Below are 15,846 nucleotides of genomic sequence, written 5' to 3'. Positions count from 1 at the left end.
CCACCCCGATCGACCGCGGGGTCGGCGGCGTCGGTGGCGATCGACGCAACGACGGTCCGACAGGCCGACAGGCCGACGGACTGACGGCCGCCGGTCACATGGCGAGCGTCATCCCCACCACGGCGACGGTCATCGCGAACACCTCGCCGCTGCGGATCGCCCGACGGTCCTCCCGCGCCCACTCGTACCGGAGCAGCCACCCGCTGAACGCGCAGTAGCCGATCACGCCGGCACCGAGCACCGCGGTGAGCACGAGGGCGTGCGCGTGTGCCCCGCTCCCCGCGAGGCCGGACGCGTGCCCCATGAGGAGCATCCCGGCCATCACGACGGCCGAGAGCGCGCGGTGCACGTCCATCGGCTCCGCCCGACGACCGTCGCGACGTCGGCGGCGCACGACCGGCATCGGTGCGAGGAAGAGCAGGAGCGCAGCGGCCAGGATCGTCCACGACGGGCCCGCCTGGACGACGGGCATGAGCATCGCGACGAGCATCACGGCCGCGGGCACGATGACGGCGGGCCGCGGACGGTACCGGTCACCGACGATGCAGCAGACCGAGGCGAACTGCGGCACGACGAGCACCGCGTCGGCGACGGTCGCGTGCACGGTGGGTCAGCCCTCGGTGCGGGCGGCGCGCTCCTGCTTCACGCGCACGTTCTCGGTGCGGACCGCGGCCTGCGTCGAGCGCTCGCGCACGAGCCACTCGGGCATCTCCTGCAGCAGCTGCTTGATCTGCTCGGTCGTGAGCACGTCGTCGACCCCGGCCCGGGCGAGACCCGAGATCGAGACGCCGAGCCGTGCGGCGACGACGGGGCGCGGGTGCGGCCCGTCACGACGGAGCTCCTGCAACCACGTCGGCGGCTCGTTCTGCAGCTCGTCGAACGTCGTGCGAGCGATCGGGCCCGCGCGGAACGACTCGGGAGTCGCCGAGAGGAGGATGCCGAGCTTCTTGGCAGCGGTCTCGGGCTTCATGGTCTGGTCCTGGGCCATGGTGACCAGCGTACGGCCCCTATGCTCGGGTGCATGACCGCGCTCACCATCGCCTTCGTGCCCGGGGTCTCACCCGCCAAGTGGGTGCGGGTCTGGCGGGAGCGCCGCGCCGACGTCGACCTGGTGCTCATGCCCGTGGACGCCGACGGGGTCACCGCCGCGATCGAGGGCGACGCCGACATGGTCTTCGCCCGCATGCCCGTGCCCGAGCAGCACCACGCGATCCCGCTCTGGACCGAGACCGCGGTCGTTGCCGCCCCGAAGGACTCCCCGCTCGCCGACCTCGACGAGGTCACCGAGGCGGACCTCGCCGACGTCACCGTCCTCGACGCCGGGCCCGTCCCGGCCGACGTCGCGGCGGCCCTCGACCTGGTCGAGGCGAACGTCGGCGTCGTCGTCCTGCCGCAGTCGCTCTTCCGCGCCGCCAGCCGCAAGGACCTCGTGTCGCGGCCGCTCGCCGACTCCCCCGGGACGCGGGTCGCGCTGGTCTGGCGGGACGAGGACGCCTCCGACCTCACCGAGGAGTTCATCGGCGTCGTGCGCGGCCGGACCTCGAACAGCTCACGGAACGCGTCCGACCAGTCCGCGGGCACGGACCAGGGCGGCGACGACCGGTCCCGTCCGGCGAAGGCCGGCGGCAAGGCCACGGCCGCCAACGCGAAGACCGTCGCCAAGCGGAGCGCGACGAAGGGCACCGGCGCGAAGAGCGGCGGCGGCAAGAACTCGACGGGGCGCGGCCGGACGCAGCGCGGCATGTCCGGCAAGCCGAAGCGCGGCTCCAAGGGCAACCGGTGACCACCCGGACGGCGGGCGAGCGGAGCCTCCGGTGAGTGCAGTCCGGCTCGTGCAGATGCCGGCGGACCGCCTGCCCGGATGGCTCGACCGATCGATGGCCGCGTACGTCGAGTCCCGCGTGCGGTCCGGCGAGCGCCGTGAGCAGGCCGAGGCGAACAAGCAGCGGTCCCTCGACACCTGGTTCCCGGGCGGCTCTCCCGCGGCGGGGCACCACGTGTGGGAGCTGACCGACGACGAGGACACCGTCGTCGGGCACCTCTGGATCGGCCCGTTCACCCCGGGCAGCAACGACTGGTGGGTGTTCGACGTCGAGGTCGACGCGGACCACCGCCGGCAGGGGCACGCACGACGGGCGTTCGAGCTCGCCCACGTGGTCGCCCGGCGTGCGGGTGCGACGAGCATCGGCCTCAACGTCTTCGGGTACAACACCGGCGCGCGGGAACGCTACGAGCAGCTCGGGTACGAGGTCGCCTCGCTGCAGATGCGACTCCCGCTCGACTGACCGGGTCGGGCTCGGCGCCGGTCAGTCCGGCCAGACCCCCGAGGTCGCGCGCCGGTGGCTGCCGAGCAGGTGGGTGTCGACGATGCCCAGCGCCTCCATGAGGGCGTGCATCGTCGTCGGTCCGACGAAGGCGAACCCGCGCTTCCGCAGCGCCTTCGACAGGGCGGTCGACTCCGGGCTGGTGGTCGGGACCTCGGCGGCGGTCCGTGGTCGGGGCGTGTCCGACGGCCGGAAGGACCAGACGAGGTCGGCCAGCCCGCCGTCGGTCCGCAGGGCGACCGTCGCGTTCGCGTTCGTGATGGTCGCCGCGATCTTGGCACGGTTCCGGACGATGCCCGCGTCACCGAGCAGTCGGGCGACGTCGTCGTCCCCGAAGCCTGCGACGACGTCGGGGTCGAAGTCGGCGAACGCCGCCCGGAACGCCGGCCGCTTGGCGAGGATCGTGCGCCAGGACAGCCCGGACTGGAACGCCTCGAGCGACAGCCGTTCGAAGACGCCCCGCTCGTCGCGCACCGGCATGCCCCACTCGGTGTCGTAGTAGGCGCGGAGCATCGGGTCCGTCGACGCCCACACCGGACGGGCGAGGCCGTCCTCCCCCGTCACGAGATCGTCGGTCATCCCCCCATCCTGGCGGAGCCGGGGCGGGTCAGTCGGCGTGCGGGCCCTCGTCGGCAGCGGCGGGGTCCATCCAGACGTACTCCCAGCGGTGGCCGTCCGGGTCGACGAAGCTGCGCTGGAACATGAACCCGAGGTCCATCTCCGGCCGGTCCTCGGCGCCGCCGGCCTCGACGGCCGCGTCGACGATGCGGTGCACCTCGTCGCGCGTCTCGGCCGTGAGCGAGTTGATGACCTCGATGGTGTCCGGGTCCGCGATCGCCTTGTCGGTGAACTCCGCGAACTTCGCGTGCGTGAGGAGCATCACGTACACCGTGTCGCTGATCACGATGCTCGTCGCGGTCTCGTCGCTGAACACCGGGTTCACCGGGTACCCGAGGGCCTGGTAGAACGTGGTCGCCCGGCCGAGGTCGGACACGGGCAGGTTGATGAACACCATGGTCGACATGTGCGGTTCCTTCCGTCGCACCCAACCTGGCCCCGCCGAGTCCGTTCCGCAACCGTTCCGTGGCGGAACCGCCCGCACCACCGCACCGACGACGGACGGGAGGCCCGTCACCAGCTGGTGACGGGCCTCCCGTCCGGTCGTGGTCGCCGTGGCGACCGTCCGCGGCCTAGCCCAGGTCGCGGCCCTCGCCGGCGGCGCGCTGGTGCGCCTCCGCCTCGGCCTGGCCGACGATGTCCTCGGCCGGGACCGGCGCGAGACGGTCCCAGAGGAAGAACAGCAGGCCGGCGGCGAGCATCGCGAGCCCGACCCACAGGTTGATGTGGATGCCGCCGGTCATCTCCGGGTCGCTGTCCCAATGCACGATGCCGACGACGGTCGTGATGACGCCGTAGACCAGGAACAGTCCGCCGAGGATGCGGCGCAGGTCGAGGCGGCGGGTGGACCGGACGAGGTCGGCCTTCTGCTCCTCGGTGAGTGGGGTGTCACGCATGAGGGTTCTCCTTCAGAGGACGTCGATCAGAGGAACGGCAGGTAGAGGGCGACGCAGAGCACGAGCGCGACCGTGCCGAGCAGCGCCGGCGAGCGGTACCAGGCGGTGTCGGTGGCGACGGCGCCCGCGCTCATGTCGATCTTCCCGATGCCGTAGACCAGGCCGCCGAGCTCCGAGACGTCCTTCGGCTTCGTGACCATCGAGACCGCGACGGCGACGATGATGACCGTGACGAACGAGATGATCGCACCGTACATCGTCTCGGCCGTGGCGGTCGAGAAGAGGTCCGGGTCCACCAGGTAGGCGATCCAGGTGATCGTCGGCGTGACGATGCCGAGCACGTAGCCCCACAGCGCGCCCTGTGTCGTCATCCGCTTCCAGAGCAGACCGAGGATGAAGACGGCGAACAGCGGCGCGTTGAAGAACGAGAACAGCGTCTGCATGTACGTCATGATGTTGCCGGCCTGCGCGGCGAGGAACGCCGTGCCGACGCCGACGACGACACCGACGACCGTGACCCAGCGACCGGTCGTCAGGTAGTGCACGTCGGGCATGTCCGGCTTGATGTACCGCTGCCAGATGTCGTACGTGAACACCGTGTTGAAGCTCGACACGTTCGCGGCCATGCCGGCCATGAAGGACGCCAGGAGGCCCGTGACGGCGACACCGAGGACACCGGTCGGCAGGTACATCTGGATGAGCTTCGGGATCGCGTCGTTGTAGGTCAGCGTGCCGTCGGCGAACTGGTTGCCCACGACGGCGGCGGCGATGAGGCCGGGCACGACGACGATGAACGGGATGAAGAGCTTCGGGATCGCCGCGATGAGCGGTGTGCGGCGTGCGGCCGACATGTTCTTCGCCGAGAACGCACGCTGCACCTCGGTGAAGTTCGTCGTCCAGTAGCCGAACGACAGCACGAAGCCCAGGCCGAGCACGATGGCCAGCCAGTTCGCCCCGATCGGGTTCGTCACGTTGCCGATACCCGTGCCCGCCCAGGTCTGCAGGTGCTGCACGCCCTGCGTCTGCTTGATCGCCTCGGTCAGCCCGCTCCAGCCGCCGACGCGGTGCAGGCCGACGATCGTCAACGGGATGAGCCCGGCGAGGATCACGAAGAACTGCATGACCTCGTTGTAGATCGCGCTCGAGAGCCCGCCGAGGGTGATGTACGCGAGCACGAAGCCGGCGGACACGATGATCGCGAGCCACTCCGGCCAGCCGAGCATCGCCTCGATGACGATCGCCATCGCGTAGAGGTTGATGCCGGCGATGAGGACGTTCGACACCGCGAAGGCGATGGCGTTCACCAGGTGCGGCGCCTTGCCGAAGCGACGGAGCATGAACTCCGGGACGCTGCGGACCTTCGAGCCGTAGTAGAAGGGCATCATCACGAGGCCGAGGAACACCATCGCCGGCACCGCGCCGATGAGGTAGTAGTGCAGCGTCGCCATGCCGATCTGGGCACCGTTCGCCGCCATGCCGAGGATCTCGGTCGCGCCGAGGTTCGCCGACACGAACGCCAGCCCGGTGATCCACGCGGGCATCGACCGGCCCGAGAGGAAGAAGTCCATGCTCGTGCGGACCTGCCGCCGAGCCGTGAACCCGATCCAGATGACCACCCCGAAGTACACGAGGATCATCACGTAGTCGACCCAGCCGAGGTGCAGCCGGATCCCTTCTGTCGCTGATGCAGCGAGCTCCATGTTCAACTTCAACTCCACATCGATGTAGTGCGTCGGTGAGGCATCGCTGCCTCGTCGGGGCGCGGTCGACGGGTCGAACCGGCGCCCGTCGGGACGGGTCGTGACGGCAGCACCGCCGATCCGAGCGGCGACACTACACCTCAGCCGACGTCGAGACGACTTTGCGCAGATTCACGGTCTCGCCTATTGTGACCGTTCACATAGCCGGGACATGCATCGGCTCGGAGTGGCCGTCGCCAGTAGGCTCTGGCCATGCGCATCCTCGTCCTCAACGGCCCGAACCTGGACATCCTCGGCCGCCGCGACCCGGCGCAGTACGGCACCGTGACGCTCGCCGACCTCGAGGGGATCGTCCGCGCCGAGGCCGCCGAGCACGGGCTCGACGTCGACTTCCGGCAGACGAACCACGAGGGCGAACTCGTCACCTGGCTGCACGAGGCGCTCGACGACCACGACGCCGTCGTCGTGAACCCCGCCGCCTACGCGCACACGTCGGTCGCGCTGCACGACGCCGTCGAGGCGCTGACCGTGCCCGTGGTCGAGGTGCACCTGTCGAACACGTGGAAGCGCGAGCCGTTCCGGCACGTCGACCACGTCGCGACCGCGTCGACGGCGGTCATCGCGGGCGCGGGGGCCGACGGGTACCGCCTGGCGGTCGCGCACGTCGCCGCGCTGCTCCGCGCCTGACGGCTCTCGGGAGGCCCGTCAGAAGTCCGCGGGCCGCCGCACGTCGTCGACGCCCGCCGCCACGAACCCACCGCGGATGATCGGCAGCGCCCGACGGACGGCCTGGTCGATCCGCAGCTCGAGGTCGACGCTCGCGATGTCGTAGCCGCCGACGCGCTTGGTGAAGTCCCGCTCGTTGCCGAACACCGCGAGCGGCAGCGTCGTCGACTGGAAGAAGCCGAACAGCGGCCGCATCTGGTGCTCGACGAGCAGGGCGTGCCGGTCGCTGCCACCGGTCGCGGTGAGGAGCACCGGGGTGTCGACCAGGTCGTACTGCCCGATCCAGTCGAAGAACAGCTTGAACGCACCGGAGTAGGCGGCACGGAACGCCGGGCTCCCGACGACCAGGACGTCCGCGGCCTCGACCGCGGCGAGGGCCGCCCGCGTCCGCTCGGACATGTGCTCGCGGTCCGTCGCTGCCCCGAGGTCCGCCAGCAGCGGCCCGATCTCCACCGTGACGGTTTCGGCGTCCGGCAGCTCGGCCGCGAGCCGCTCCACCGTCGCGCCGACGAGGGTCGTGGTCCGGGAGGGGTCCGAGGGGCTGCCGCTGACGCCGACGACGAGGGTTCCGCTCATGGACCCGATGCTCACACGCACCCGTCCGGCACGGTCGCGATGTGACGACTTGTGTCGGACTCCCGGGCGGTCGGCGTAGCGTCCGGCAGATGCAGACCTTCCTGCCGTTCGCCGACTTCCGCGCCTCCGCCGAGGTCCTCGACGACAAGCGGCTCGGCAAGCAACGGGTCGAGACTCTGCAGGTCATGCGGGCGCTCACGCTGCCGGACTACGGCTGGCAGCACCACCCCGTGACCGCGATGTGGCGGGGCTTCCGGCCGGCGCTGATGGCGTACCAGGACGCCACGTGCCGGGTCTGGCTCGAGCGCGGCCACGTCGACACCTGCCTCGAGAAGACCCTGGCGGACCTCGCCCGCGTCCCGGAGGACCTCGAGGCGTACGAGCGCGGGGACTTCGAGGTGCCGTCGTGGAACACCGACGAGCGCGTGCACCGCTCCCACCGGTCGAAGCTCGTGCAGAAGGCGCCGGAGCACTACCGGCCGCTGTTCCCCGACGTGCCGGAGGACCTCGAGTACCACTGGCCCGGGACCGTGGAGCACCGCACCTCAGCCTGACGCCACCGCCCTCCCGTCGGCGCCGCACGCACTGGTCGAACCGAGCCCGCCGCGGATCTCAGGGGGAACGGGAACGATCGTTCAGGGGTCGATCGTCCCGGATCCTCGGCGGGCCCGGTCGCTCCGGGACAGGACGGTAGGGGCCGTCGTCCCGGCCGGACGCGCATCAGGGGATGCGTCCGGCGGCGTGCACCGTCCCTGCGGGCGGTGCGGTCCGGTGGGCGCGGACGACGCGGTCGTCAGCGCCGGTGGTCGGTCGGTGCGGTCGGGCGGTCAGTGACGATCGCGACCCTCCCGGTACCGGTGGGACTCGGTCGGCGCCGGCATGGCCCGTGCGGTCCGGGCGAGCTGCCCGGGGAGCAGGGCGCTGGCGACGGTGGCGACCGCCCCGACGGCGGCGACCACCGCGAGCGGCACCGCGTCCAGCCCGTGTGCCGCACCGAGGGCGAGCGCGAGGACCGTCGCCGGCGCGGGCAGGAGCTGGACCGCGCGGAAGCGGTCGTCCTGCGCCGCCGGTCGGGTGGTCACGTTCGCCATGTCCCCACTCTGGCCGACAACGCCGGTCCGCAGAAGGGGGGACGCGGCCCCAGACCTGGAGTAGAACGTCTAGTACACCGTCTCAGCCGAGCATCCGGACCGTGTCCACCGCCGATGCGACCGCGTCGACCACGGCTTCGGCGTCGTTCATGGAGAGCGTCTCGTCGAAGGTCAGGCGCACCGCGGAGCGCGCGAGGTCCTCGGTCAGCCCGAGGGCGGTCAGCACGTGCGAGGCCTCGGTGCTCCCGGCGGCGCAGGCACTCCCCGACGACGACACCACGGCGCGCCGCTCGAGCTCCAGCAGCACGGTCTCGCCGTGCACGCCCGGGAAGCAGAACGAGGCGTGCCCGGGCAGTCGTCGGTCCCGCGGCCCGGTGAGCACCGCCCCCGGTACCCGCTCGAGCACCCCGGCGACGACGTGCTCGCGGACGGCCGTTGCCCGGGCCGCCGCTGCCTCCCGCCCGGCGAGCACGCTCCTCCACGCCGCTGCGAGCCCGACGGCACCCGCGACGTCCTCGGTGCCGGACCGCCGACCGCGCTCCTGCCCGCCACCGTGGACGAGTGGCTCGAGCGGCACCCCGGTCCGGACCGCCAGTGCACCGGTGCCCTTCGTCGCGCCGAGCTTGTGCCCGGAGACGGACACGGCGTCCACGCCGAGGACGTCGAGCCCGACCGGCAGCCAGGACGCCGACTGGACCGCGTCGGTGTGGAACCGGGCGCCGACCGCGTGGGCGACCTCGGCGAGCGCCGCCACGTCCTGCACCGTGCCGATCTCGTTGTCCGCGTGCGCGATCGACACCAGGGTCGTGTCGGGTCGGAGGGCGGCGCGGAGCGCCCCGGAGGTGACGGTGCCGTCCGGCTCGACCGGCAGCACGGTGACCGCGAAGTCGTGGAACCGTGCCAGGTACCGGCAGCTCTCGAGCACCGCCTCGTGCTCGATCGCGCTCGTGACGACGTGACGACCGCGGGGTGTGGCGAGGGCGATCCCCTTGACGGCCGTGTTCGCGCCCTCCGTGCCGCCGCCGGTGAGGACGACCTCGCCCGGACGGCAGCCCATCGCGGCGGCGACGACGGCGCGGGCCGCGGTGAGTCCCCGTGCCGCGGCACTCCCGACCTCGTGCGTCGACGAGGGGTTGCCGAACGTCCCGGCGAGGTACGGCCACATCGCCTCGAGCACCTCCCGGCGGACCGGTGTGGTCGCGGCGCGGTCGAGGTAGAACACCGCTCAGCCCAGCGGCACGTCGACGGCCCGGCCCGCGGCGACGTCCACGTCCACGTCGAGGCCGAGGTCGAGGGCCCGCGCCGAGTGCGTCAGGGCGCCGACCGAGACGATGTCGACCCCGGTGGCGGCGATCGCGGCGACGGTGTCGAGCGACACCCCGCCCGACGCCTCGACGAGCGCCCGGCCGGCGACGAGTGCCACGCCCTCCTCGAGCATCGGGACGGTGAAGTTGTCGAGCATGATCGTGTCGACGCCGGCTGCGACGACCGCCTCGACCTGGTCGAGGCGGTCCACCTCGACCTCGAGGTGCACGGTGTGACCGAGCCGCTGTCGGGCGGCGCGGATCGCGTCCCCGATGCCGACACCCTCGGCCAGCAGCACCGCCAGGTGGTTGTCCTTCGCCAGCACCGCGTCGGACAAGGACGTCCGGTGGTTGTGGCCGCCGCCGCAGCGGACCGCGTGCCGCTCCAGTGCCCGCAGACCGGGGGTGGTCTTCCGGGTGTCGACGACGCGCGCTCCGGTGCCGGTCACCGCGTCGACGTACCGCGCGGTGAGCGTCGCGATGCCCGACATCCGCTGCACGAGGTTGAGCGCGACCCGTTCCGCCCGCAGCACCGACCGTGCCGACCCGGTCACGGTGGCGAGGACGTCCCCGGCGGCGAACACCCCGCCGTCACGGACGGCGACCGACACGACGAGGCCGGGGTCGACCGCGTGCATCACCGCGACGAACACCTCGCCGCCGGCCAGGACGCCGGGTTCCCGCGCCGCGAGGGTCGCGGTCGCGGTCGCCGACGCGGGGATCAGGGTCTCGCTCGTGACGTCGCCCCAGGGCGCGTCCTCCTCGAGCGCGGTGTCGATCACCCGGCGGAGGGCGTGCGGCGGGATGGTCCCCGGGTCGAGGACGGGGCTGGTCGCGGTGGTCATGCGCGGGTCTCCTGCAGTGCGGCGGTCGGGCGGGGTCGGACGGGGTCGGCGGGCCGGGCCAGCACCCAGGCCGTCGACGGCGGGGCGGTGGGGTCGGTGTCGGGGTGGTCGGTCCGTGCGTGGGCACCGCGGGACTCGGTCCGGGCCGCGGCGGCGAGCGCGGTCACCCGGGCCAGGTCGAGCAACGCCCGGTCCTCGGCGTCGCGAACGGTCGTCGGGGCCGGGGACGGCAGGGCGTCGAGCAGTCGCCGTGCACCGGCGAGCCCGTCCGCGTCGCGGAGCAGACCCACACGGTCGGTCATGACGGACTGGAGCACGTGACGGAGGGAGGCGTCGTCGGCGGGGTGCTGCGGGCCTCCCTGCCGTCCCCCGGCGGACGGACGCTCCGTGACGGCCGGACGGGAGGCCCGTCCCACCGCCGCCACGGCGGGCACCACCGTCGGCACGAGCGTCGCGTCCCCGCGCAGCCGGAGCCGACCCGGCCGCGGGGTGCCGAGCGCGTCGGCGGCCCGGACCGCGAAGACGAGCCCCTCGAGCAGGGAGTTCGAGGCGAGTCGGTTGGCGCCGTGCACGCCGGTGCAGGCGACCTCGCCGACGGCGAGCAGCCCGGGCAGGCTCGTGCGCCCCTCGGTGTCCGTCGCCACGCCGCCCATCGCGTAGTGCGCGGCGGGGGCGACGGGAACGGCTTGACGGGTCCAGTCGTACCCGGCGGCGAGCGTGGCACGGGTGAGCCCGGGGAAGCGAGCGACGAGGAACGCGGGGTCGAGACCGGTCGCGTCGAGGACCACCGGTGCACCGCCCTGGTCGCGCGCGGTGGCGGCGATCCCGCGGGCGACGACGTCCCGCGGAGCGAGCTCGGCGTCCGGGTGCCGGTCGGTCATGAAGCGGTGACCACGGGCGTCGCGGAGGACGGCCCCTTCGCCGCGGACGGCCTCGGAGACGAGCCCGCCGCCGGGCACGGCCAGACGGGTCGGGTGGAACTGGACGAACTCGAGGTCGGCGAGCACCGCCCCGGCACGCCAGGCGGCCGCGGCACCGTCCCCGGTGGCGACGAGCGGGTTCGTCGTCTCCCGGTACAGGTGCCCGGCGCCGCCGGAGGCGAGCAGCACCGCGTCGGCCGTGATCCGACGCGGTTCGCCGAGCAGGTCGAGGACGTCCACGCCGACGACCTGTCCGTCGCGCACCACGAGGTCGGTGAGGCAGGTCCGCTCGAGGATGGTGACGTGCCGGCGGTGCAGGGCGGCGACGAGCGTCCGCTCCACCGCGGCTCCCGTCGCGTCGCCGTCCGCGTGCAGGACCCGCCACCGGCCGTGCGCCGCCTCACGACCGCGCGCGAGGTCGTCGCCGTGGCGGTCGAGGGCGTCCGGGTCCGTGGTCCGGTCGAACGGCACACCCAGTGCGAGGAGGTCCCGCACCCGGGCGGGACCGTCGGTGCAGAGCACGTCGACGGCGCGCGCGTCGGCGCTGCCGGCCGCGGCGACGTGGGTGTCCTGCTGGTGGAGCACGGCGCTGTCGTCCGCACCGAGCGCCACCGCGATGCCGCCCTGCGCGTACGCCGTGGCGCCGTCGGCCAGGGCGCCCTTCGTGACGAGCGTGACGTCGTGCGTGGTGCTCGCCCGCACGGCGGCGGTCAGCCCGGCGATGCCGGACCCGACGACGACGACGTGCATCAGACGGTGGGGACCGCGGGGTCGGGCTGGCCGGCGAGCGGGCGGGGCTTCGCCGCGAGCATCCGCTCGAGGGCCACCTTCGCGTCGACCTGCACGTCGGCGGGCACCACGACCTCGTTGAGGACGACGCCGTCGACGAGCGCTTCGAGCACCCACGCCAGGTAGCCCGGGTGGATCCGGTACATCGTCGAGCACGGGCACACCACGGGGTCGAGGCAGGTGATGGTGTGCTGCGGGTACTCGGCGGCGAGGCGGTTGACCATGTTGATCTCGGTGCCGATCGCGAAGCTCGTCGGTTCGGTGGCGGCGGCGACGGTCTTCCGGATGAGGTCGGTGCTGCCCGCCACGTCGGCCGCGTCCACCACGGCCATCGGGCACTCCGGGTGCACGATCACGCGCACGTCCGGGTCGGCGCGCCGGGCCTGCTCGATCTGCTCCACGGTGAAGCGGCGGTGCACCGAGCAGAAGCCGTGCCACAGGACGACCTGCGCGTCGAGCAGCTCCGCCGCGGTGTTGCCGCCGCCGGCCAGCCGCGGGTTCCACATCGGCATCCGGTCGGTGCTGATGCCCATCGCCTTCGCGGTGTTCCGGCCGAGGTGCTGGTCGGGGAAGAACAGGACGCGCTGCCCCCGCTCGAACGCCCACTCGAGCACGGTCGCCGCGTTCGACGAGGTGCAGACGATCCCGCCGTTCCGGCCGCAGAACGCCTTGAGGTCGGCGGCGGAGTTCATGTACGTGACGGGGACGACCGGGACGCGGCCGTCGGCGTCGGGCTCGGTGCCGTACAGCGCGGTGAGCTCGGCCCAGGCGGCCTCGACGCTGTCGATGTCGGCCATGTCGGCCATCGAGCACCCGGCTGCCAGGTTCGGCAGGATGACGCGTTGGTCGTCGCGGGCCAGGATGTCGGCCGTCTCCGCCATGAAGTGCACGCCGCAGAACACGATCGCCTCGGCGTCGGGCTTGGTGAGCGCGGCGTTGGCGAGCTGGAACGAGTCGCCCAGGAAGTCGGCGTGCCGGACGACCTCGTCGCGCTGGTAGAAGTGCCCGAGCACGACGACGCGGTCCCCGAGCGTGGCCTTGGCGCGCTCGATGCGCTCGTGCAGTTCGTCGTCGGGGGCGGTCCGGTACTCGTCCGGCAGCACGCCCTGCCGTGGTGCGGTGGTCGGGATGACGTCGGACATCGACGAGCCCGGGCCGTAGCCGGGGACGGCGTCGAAGGTCCAAGTCGGGGCGGCGAGGTCGGGCGTGCAGGTGCTGCCGCCCGCCTGGCCGTTCGAGATGCGTTCGATGGTGGTCGCGATGGACACGGTGTCCCCGTTCAGTGCGCGGTGGTGGGTCGGGAGGGGTCCGCGGGCTGCCGCGGGGTCGTCAACGGGCCGTTGTCCGCGTACGACAGGTCGGGGTTCGAGCGGTAGAGCCGGGCCGGTCGGTGCCGTCCGCCGCTCGTCGTCTCCTCGGTGGGCAGGACGGCGTCGCCCTGCGCGACCTGGCGTCGGAAGTTCGCGGGGTCGAGCGTCCGTCCGAGCACGGCCTCGTAGACGCCGCGGAGTTCGGCGAGGGTGAACCGGTCGCCGAGGAACGCCTGCGCGATCCGGGAGTACGACACCTTGTTGCGGAGGCGCCAGAGGGCGTAGTCGACGATGCGGTCGTGGTCGAAGGCGAGCGGCGGGTGCTCGTCGGCCAGGAACCAGCGCACGTTCCAGTCGTCCGGCACGACGCTCGCCTCGTCCGGGTGCACGAGCGCCCAGTACACGACGGACACGACGCGGCTCGGGGAGCGGTCGACGTCGCCGAAGGCGTAGAGCTGCTCGAGGTACCGCGGCTGGACCTTCGTCGTCTCGCGGAGTCGGGCGGCTGCGGAGTCGTCGAGGGCCTCGTCGGCACCGACCCATCCGCCGGGGAGCGCCCAGGAGCCCTCGAACGGCTCGGTGATCCGGCGGACGAGCGGCATCCAGAGTGCGGGGACGCCCGTGTCCGGGTGCGGGCGGAGCGCCACGATGACGGTCGAGACGGCGAGCCGGATCGGTGTCTCGTCCATCGGGCTCCTGCTCGGTCCTGTTCGGGTCATGCTGACCAGAAGTGTTCGGGTACTGATGACCGTATCACGCGGGTCACCAGACCGAAACGCACGCGTGACGACCGCGAAACACGCGCCACCTAGCATCGGCCGCATGGGGAGCACGACCACCAGGAAGCACGCCGTCGTGACCGGGACGGTGCAGGGCGTCGGGTTCCGGTACTGGACCGCGCGGAAGGCCGACGGGCTGGAACTGGCCGGGTACGCCCGGAACCTCTTCGACGGCACGGTCGAGGTCGAGGCCGAGGGACCGGCGCCCGCGGTCGACGCCCTCGTCGTCATGCTCCGCTCCGGACCGCCCTCGGCCACCGTCACCGGCGTCGACGTGCGGGAGGTCGTGCCGCACGGGGACGAGGACGGCTTCCGCATCCTGCACTGACCGTCCACCCGCCGTTCCCCGGGTCGGGAATGATCAGGACCGCTCAGCTCTTCCAGTCTCGGTACCCGTACGTCACGGGTCCGTGCCGCACCCAGATCCTCCAGGAGCCCCCTTGACCCAGGCCGTCGACTCCGCACCCCGTACCGGGAGCGTCGAAGCGCCCACCCCCGCGGGCAACCGCCTCGTGATCGGACTGCTGCTCGTCTCGGCGTTCGTCGTGATCCTCAACGAGACCATCATGGGCGTGGCGCTGCCGCGACTGATGGACGACCTCGAGATCAGCGCCGCGACCGGGCAGTGGCTGACCACCGGCTTCCTGCTCACCATGGCGGTCGTGATCCCGATCACCGGCTACCTGCTGCAGCGCTTCAACACCCGCCCGGTGTTCGTCTGGGCGATGAGCCTGTTCTCCGTCGGCACGCTGATCGCGCTGCTCGCACCGGGCTTCACGATGCTGCTGGTCGGGCGCATCGTGCAGGCCAGCGGCACGGCGATCATGATGCCGCTGCTCATGACCACCGTCCTGACCCTCGTCGAGCCCGCCCACCGCGGTCGCGTGATGGGGAACATCTCGATCGTCATCTCGGTGGCCCCGGCCGTCGGCCCGACGATCTCGGGGCTCATCCTCAACGCCTTCTCGTGGCGCTGGCTGTTCGGCTTCGTGCTCCCGATCGCCGTCGCCGCGCTCGTGCTCGGCATGGTCAAGGTGCGCAACGTCTCGGCCCCGCGGAAGTCCGCGATCGACGTACTCTCGGTCGTGCTGTCCGCCTTCGCGTTCGGCGGAATCGTCTACGGCCTGTCGAGCATCGGCGAGGCCGGCGACACCGGGTACGGCGTGCCGATCGGTGCACTCGTCGTGGGCTTCGCCGCCCTCGCGGTGTTCATCGTCCGCCAGACCCGCCTGCAGCGCCGCGACGCCGCGCTCCTCGACCTCCGCACGTTCAGCACCAAGGGCTTCACGATCCCGATCGTCGCGATGGCCATCAGCTTCATGGCGATGTTCGGCACGCTGATCCTCCTGCCGATCTACCTGGAGCGCGTGCTCGGCCTCGAGGTCCTGCAGGTCGGACTCCTGCTGCTCCCCGGTGGTCTGCTCATGGGCCTGCTGTCCCCGATCGTCGGCCGTCTCTACGACCGCTTCGGCCCGCGCATGCTGCTCGTCCCCGGCTCGGTCATCATCAGCGCCGTGCTCTGGGCGCTCTCGACCGTCACCGCGGACACCAGCGTCACCTTCGTCCTGATCGCCCACATCGTGCTGAGCCTCGGCCTGGCGCTGACCTTCACGCCGCTCTTCACCGCGGCACTCGGTGGTCTGCCGCCGCGCCTGTACTCGCACGGCAGCGCCGTCCTCGGCACCGCCCAGCAGCTCGCCGGCGCGGCCGGCACGGCACTGTTCGTCACGCTGCTGACGCTCGGCGCCACCGCTGCGGCGACGAACGGCGACGTCGCGGGTGCCGCGACCGCCGCCGAGGCCACCGCCCGGGCGACCGCGTCCGGCGCGCACTCGGCGTTCCTGGTCGGCGCCGTGATCTCCCTGTTCGGCATCGTCGCCTCGGCGATGGTCCGGAAGCCGGTCACCCCGGAGGGCGCCCCCGCACCCGTCGTGCACTGATCGCGACCAGCCACCCAGCGCACACGAC

The 15,846-nt window shown here is 72.4% G+C and carries 19 protein-coding genes; 6 read left to right on the top strand and 13 right to left on the bottom strand.

Going from position 1 to position 15,846, the window contains the following annotated elements; genetic code table 11:
* Nucleotides 1-94 precede the first annotated feature (94 nt).
* Both KM842_RS02005 and KM842_RS02000 read right to left on the bottom strand, forming a co-directional pair.
* The gene (locus KM842_RS02005) at nucleotides 95-604 is read right to left on the bottom strand and encodes a hypothetical protein (RefSeq protein WP_216260473.1); all 510 of its coding nucleotides are present in this window, start codon (nucleotides 602-604) and stop codon (nucleotides 95-97) included.
* Nucleotides 605-610: 6 nt separating this feature from the next.
* Nucleotides 611-988 (bottom strand): DUF5997 family protein, encoded by a 378-nt coding sequence (locus KM842_RS02000; RefSeq protein WP_253206206.1) that lies wholly within the window; start codon nucleotides 986-988, stop codon nucleotides 611-613.
* A gap of 33 nt (nucleotides 989-1,021) precedes the next feature.
* Here KM842_RS02000 and KM842_RS01995 point away from each other — a divergent pair, with 33 nt between their 5' ends.
* Nucleotides 1,022-1,783, top strand: a complete 762-nt coding sequence (locus KM842_RS01995) for a LysR family transcriptional regulator substrate-binding protein (RefSeq protein WP_216260471.1) — start codon at nucleotides 1,022-1,024, stop codon at nucleotides 1,781-1,783.
* 31 nt (nucleotides 1,784-1,814) lie between these two features.
* Nucleotides 1,815-2,285, top strand: a complete 471-nt coding sequence (locus KM842_RS01990; RefSeq protein WP_216260470.1) for a GNAT family N-acetyltransferase — start codon at nucleotides 1,815-1,817, stop codon at nucleotides 2,283-2,285.
* A gap of 21 nt (nucleotides 2,286-2,306) precedes the next feature.
* On the opposite strand, the gene KM842_RS01985 is transcribed toward KM842_RS01990, so the two are convergent.
* From KM842_RS01985 to KM842_RS01970, 4 genes are all read right to left on the bottom strand, one after another.
* Nucleotides 2,307-2,903, bottom strand: a complete 597-nt coding sequence (locus KM842_RS01985; RefSeq protein WP_216260468.1) for a DNA-3-methyladenine glycosylase I — start codon at nucleotides 2,901-2,903, stop codon at nucleotides 2,307-2,309.
* A 28-nt stretch (nucleotides 2,904-2,931) separates the two neighbouring features.
* Entirely contained in the window at nucleotides 2,932-3,348 is a 417-nt protein-coding gene (locus KM842_RS01980; RefSeq protein WP_216260467.1) for a VOC family protein, read from the bottom strand.
* A gap of 166 nt (nucleotides 3,349-3,514) precedes the next feature.
* Nucleotides 3,515-3,838: a hypothetical protein gene (locus KM842_RS01975; RefSeq protein ID WP_216260466.1), complete on the bottom strand. Its 324-nt coding sequence runs from the start codon at nucleotides 3,836-3,838 to the stop codon at nucleotides 3,515-3,517.
* Between the two features lie 26 nt (nucleotides 3,839-3,864).
* Complete coding sequence (locus KM842_RS01970) at nucleotides 3,865-5,550, bottom strand: sodium:solute symporter family protein (protein ID WP_253206205.1); 1,686 nt, start codon at nucleotides 5,548-5,550, stop codon at nucleotides 3,865-3,867.
* A gap of 240 nt (nucleotides 5,551-5,790) precedes the next feature.
* Here KM842_RS01970 and aroQ point away from each other — a divergent pair, with 240 nt between their 5' ends.
* Nucleotides 5,791-6,225 carry a type II 3-dehydroquinate dehydratase gene (gene aroQ, locus KM842_RS01965; protein ID WP_216260464.1) on the top strand — a complete coding sequence of 145 codons (435 nt, stop codon included), beginning with the start codon at nucleotides 5,791-5,793 and terminating at the stop codon, nucleotides 6,223-6,225.
* A gap of 18 nt (nucleotides 6,226-6,243) precedes the next feature.
* On the opposite strand, the gene KM842_RS01960 is transcribed toward aroQ, so the two are convergent.
* A complete protein-coding gene (locus KM842_RS01960) occupies nucleotides 6,244-6,840 on the bottom strand; it encodes an NAD(P)H-dependent oxidoreductase (RefSeq protein ID WP_216260462.1) in 597 nt (198 codons plus the stop codon).
* Nucleotides 6,841-6,929: 89 nt separating this feature from the next.
* Between KM842_RS01960 and KM842_RS01955 the strand changes: the two genes are divergently transcribed.
* Entirely contained in the window at nucleotides 6,930-7,394 is a 465-nt protein-coding gene (locus KM842_RS01955; protein ID WP_216260459.1) for an MSMEG_6728 family protein, read from the top strand.
* A gap of 273 nt (nucleotides 7,395-7,667) precedes the next feature.
* Here the strand turns inward: KM842_RS01955 and KM842_RS01950 are convergent, their stop codons facing one another.
* From KM842_RS01950 to KM842_RS01925, 6 genes are all read right to left on the bottom strand, one after another.
* Nucleotides 7,668-7,931 (bottom strand): hypothetical protein, encoded by a 264-nt coding sequence (locus tag KM842_RS01950; protein ID WP_216260457.1) that lies wholly within the window; start codon nucleotides 7,929-7,931, stop codon nucleotides 7,668-7,670.
* Between the two features lie 82 nt (nucleotides 7,932-8,013).
* A complete protein-coding gene (locus tag KM842_RS01945; RefSeq protein ID WP_216260455.1) occupies nucleotides 8,014-9,153 on the bottom strand; it encodes a cysteine desulfurase family protein in 1,140 nt (379 codons plus the stop codon).
* 3 nt (nucleotides 9,154-9,156) lie between these two features.
* The gene (nadC, locus tag KM842_RS01940) at nucleotides 9,157-10,080 is read right to left on the bottom strand and encodes a carboxylating nicotinate-nucleotide diphosphorylase (protein ID WP_216260453.1); all 924 of its coding nucleotides are present in this window, start codon (nucleotides 10,078-10,080) and stop codon (nucleotides 9,157-9,159) included.
* Entirely contained in the window at nucleotides 10,077-11,750 is a 1,674-nt protein-coding gene (locus KM842_RS01935) for an L-aspartate oxidase (RefSeq protein ID WP_216260451.1), read from the bottom strand. The genes nadC and KM842_RS01935 overlap by 4 nt, the downstream gene beginning before the upstream one ends.
* Nucleotides 11,750-13,057 carry a quinolinate synthase NadA gene (nadA, locus tag KM842_RS01930; RefSeq protein WP_216260449.1) on the bottom strand — a complete coding sequence of 436 codons (1,308 nt, stop codon included), beginning with the start codon at nucleotides 13,055-13,057 and terminating at the stop codon, nucleotides 11,750-11,752. The genes KM842_RS01935 and nadA overlap by 1 nt, the downstream gene beginning before the upstream one ends.
* A gap of 11 nt (nucleotides 13,058-13,068) precedes the next feature.
* A complete protein-coding gene (locus tag KM842_RS01925; protein WP_216260446.1) occupies nucleotides 13,069-13,788 on the bottom strand; it encodes an NUDIX hydrolase in 720 nt (239 codons plus the stop codon).
* 133 nt (nucleotides 13,789-13,921) lie between these two features.
* Between KM842_RS01925 and KM842_RS01920 the strand changes: the two genes are divergently transcribed.
* Nucleotides 13,922-14,206: an acylphosphatase gene (locus tag KM842_RS01920; RefSeq protein WP_216260445.1), complete on the top strand. Its 285-nt coding sequence runs from the start codon at nucleotides 13,922-13,924 to the stop codon at nucleotides 14,204-14,206.
* A gap of 112 nt (nucleotides 14,207-14,318) precedes the next feature.
* Nucleotides 14,319-15,818 (top strand): MDR family MFS transporter, encoded by a 1,500-nt coding sequence (locus tag KM842_RS01915; protein ID WP_216260442.1) that lies wholly within the window; start codon nucleotides 14,319-14,321, stop codon nucleotides 15,816-15,818.
* The last annotated feature ends 28 nt before the right edge of the window (nucleotides 15,819-15,846 follow it).

Source organism: Curtobacterium sp. L6-1, from assembly GCF_018885305.1.
In the GTDB taxonomy this organism is placed as follows: Bacteria; Actinomycetota; Actinomycetes; order Actinomycetales; family Microbacteriaceae; genus Curtobacterium; species Curtobacterium aetherium.
Note: the sequence above shows the minus strand (reverse complement) of the source record. Positions and strands in the feature narration are given on the sequence as shown.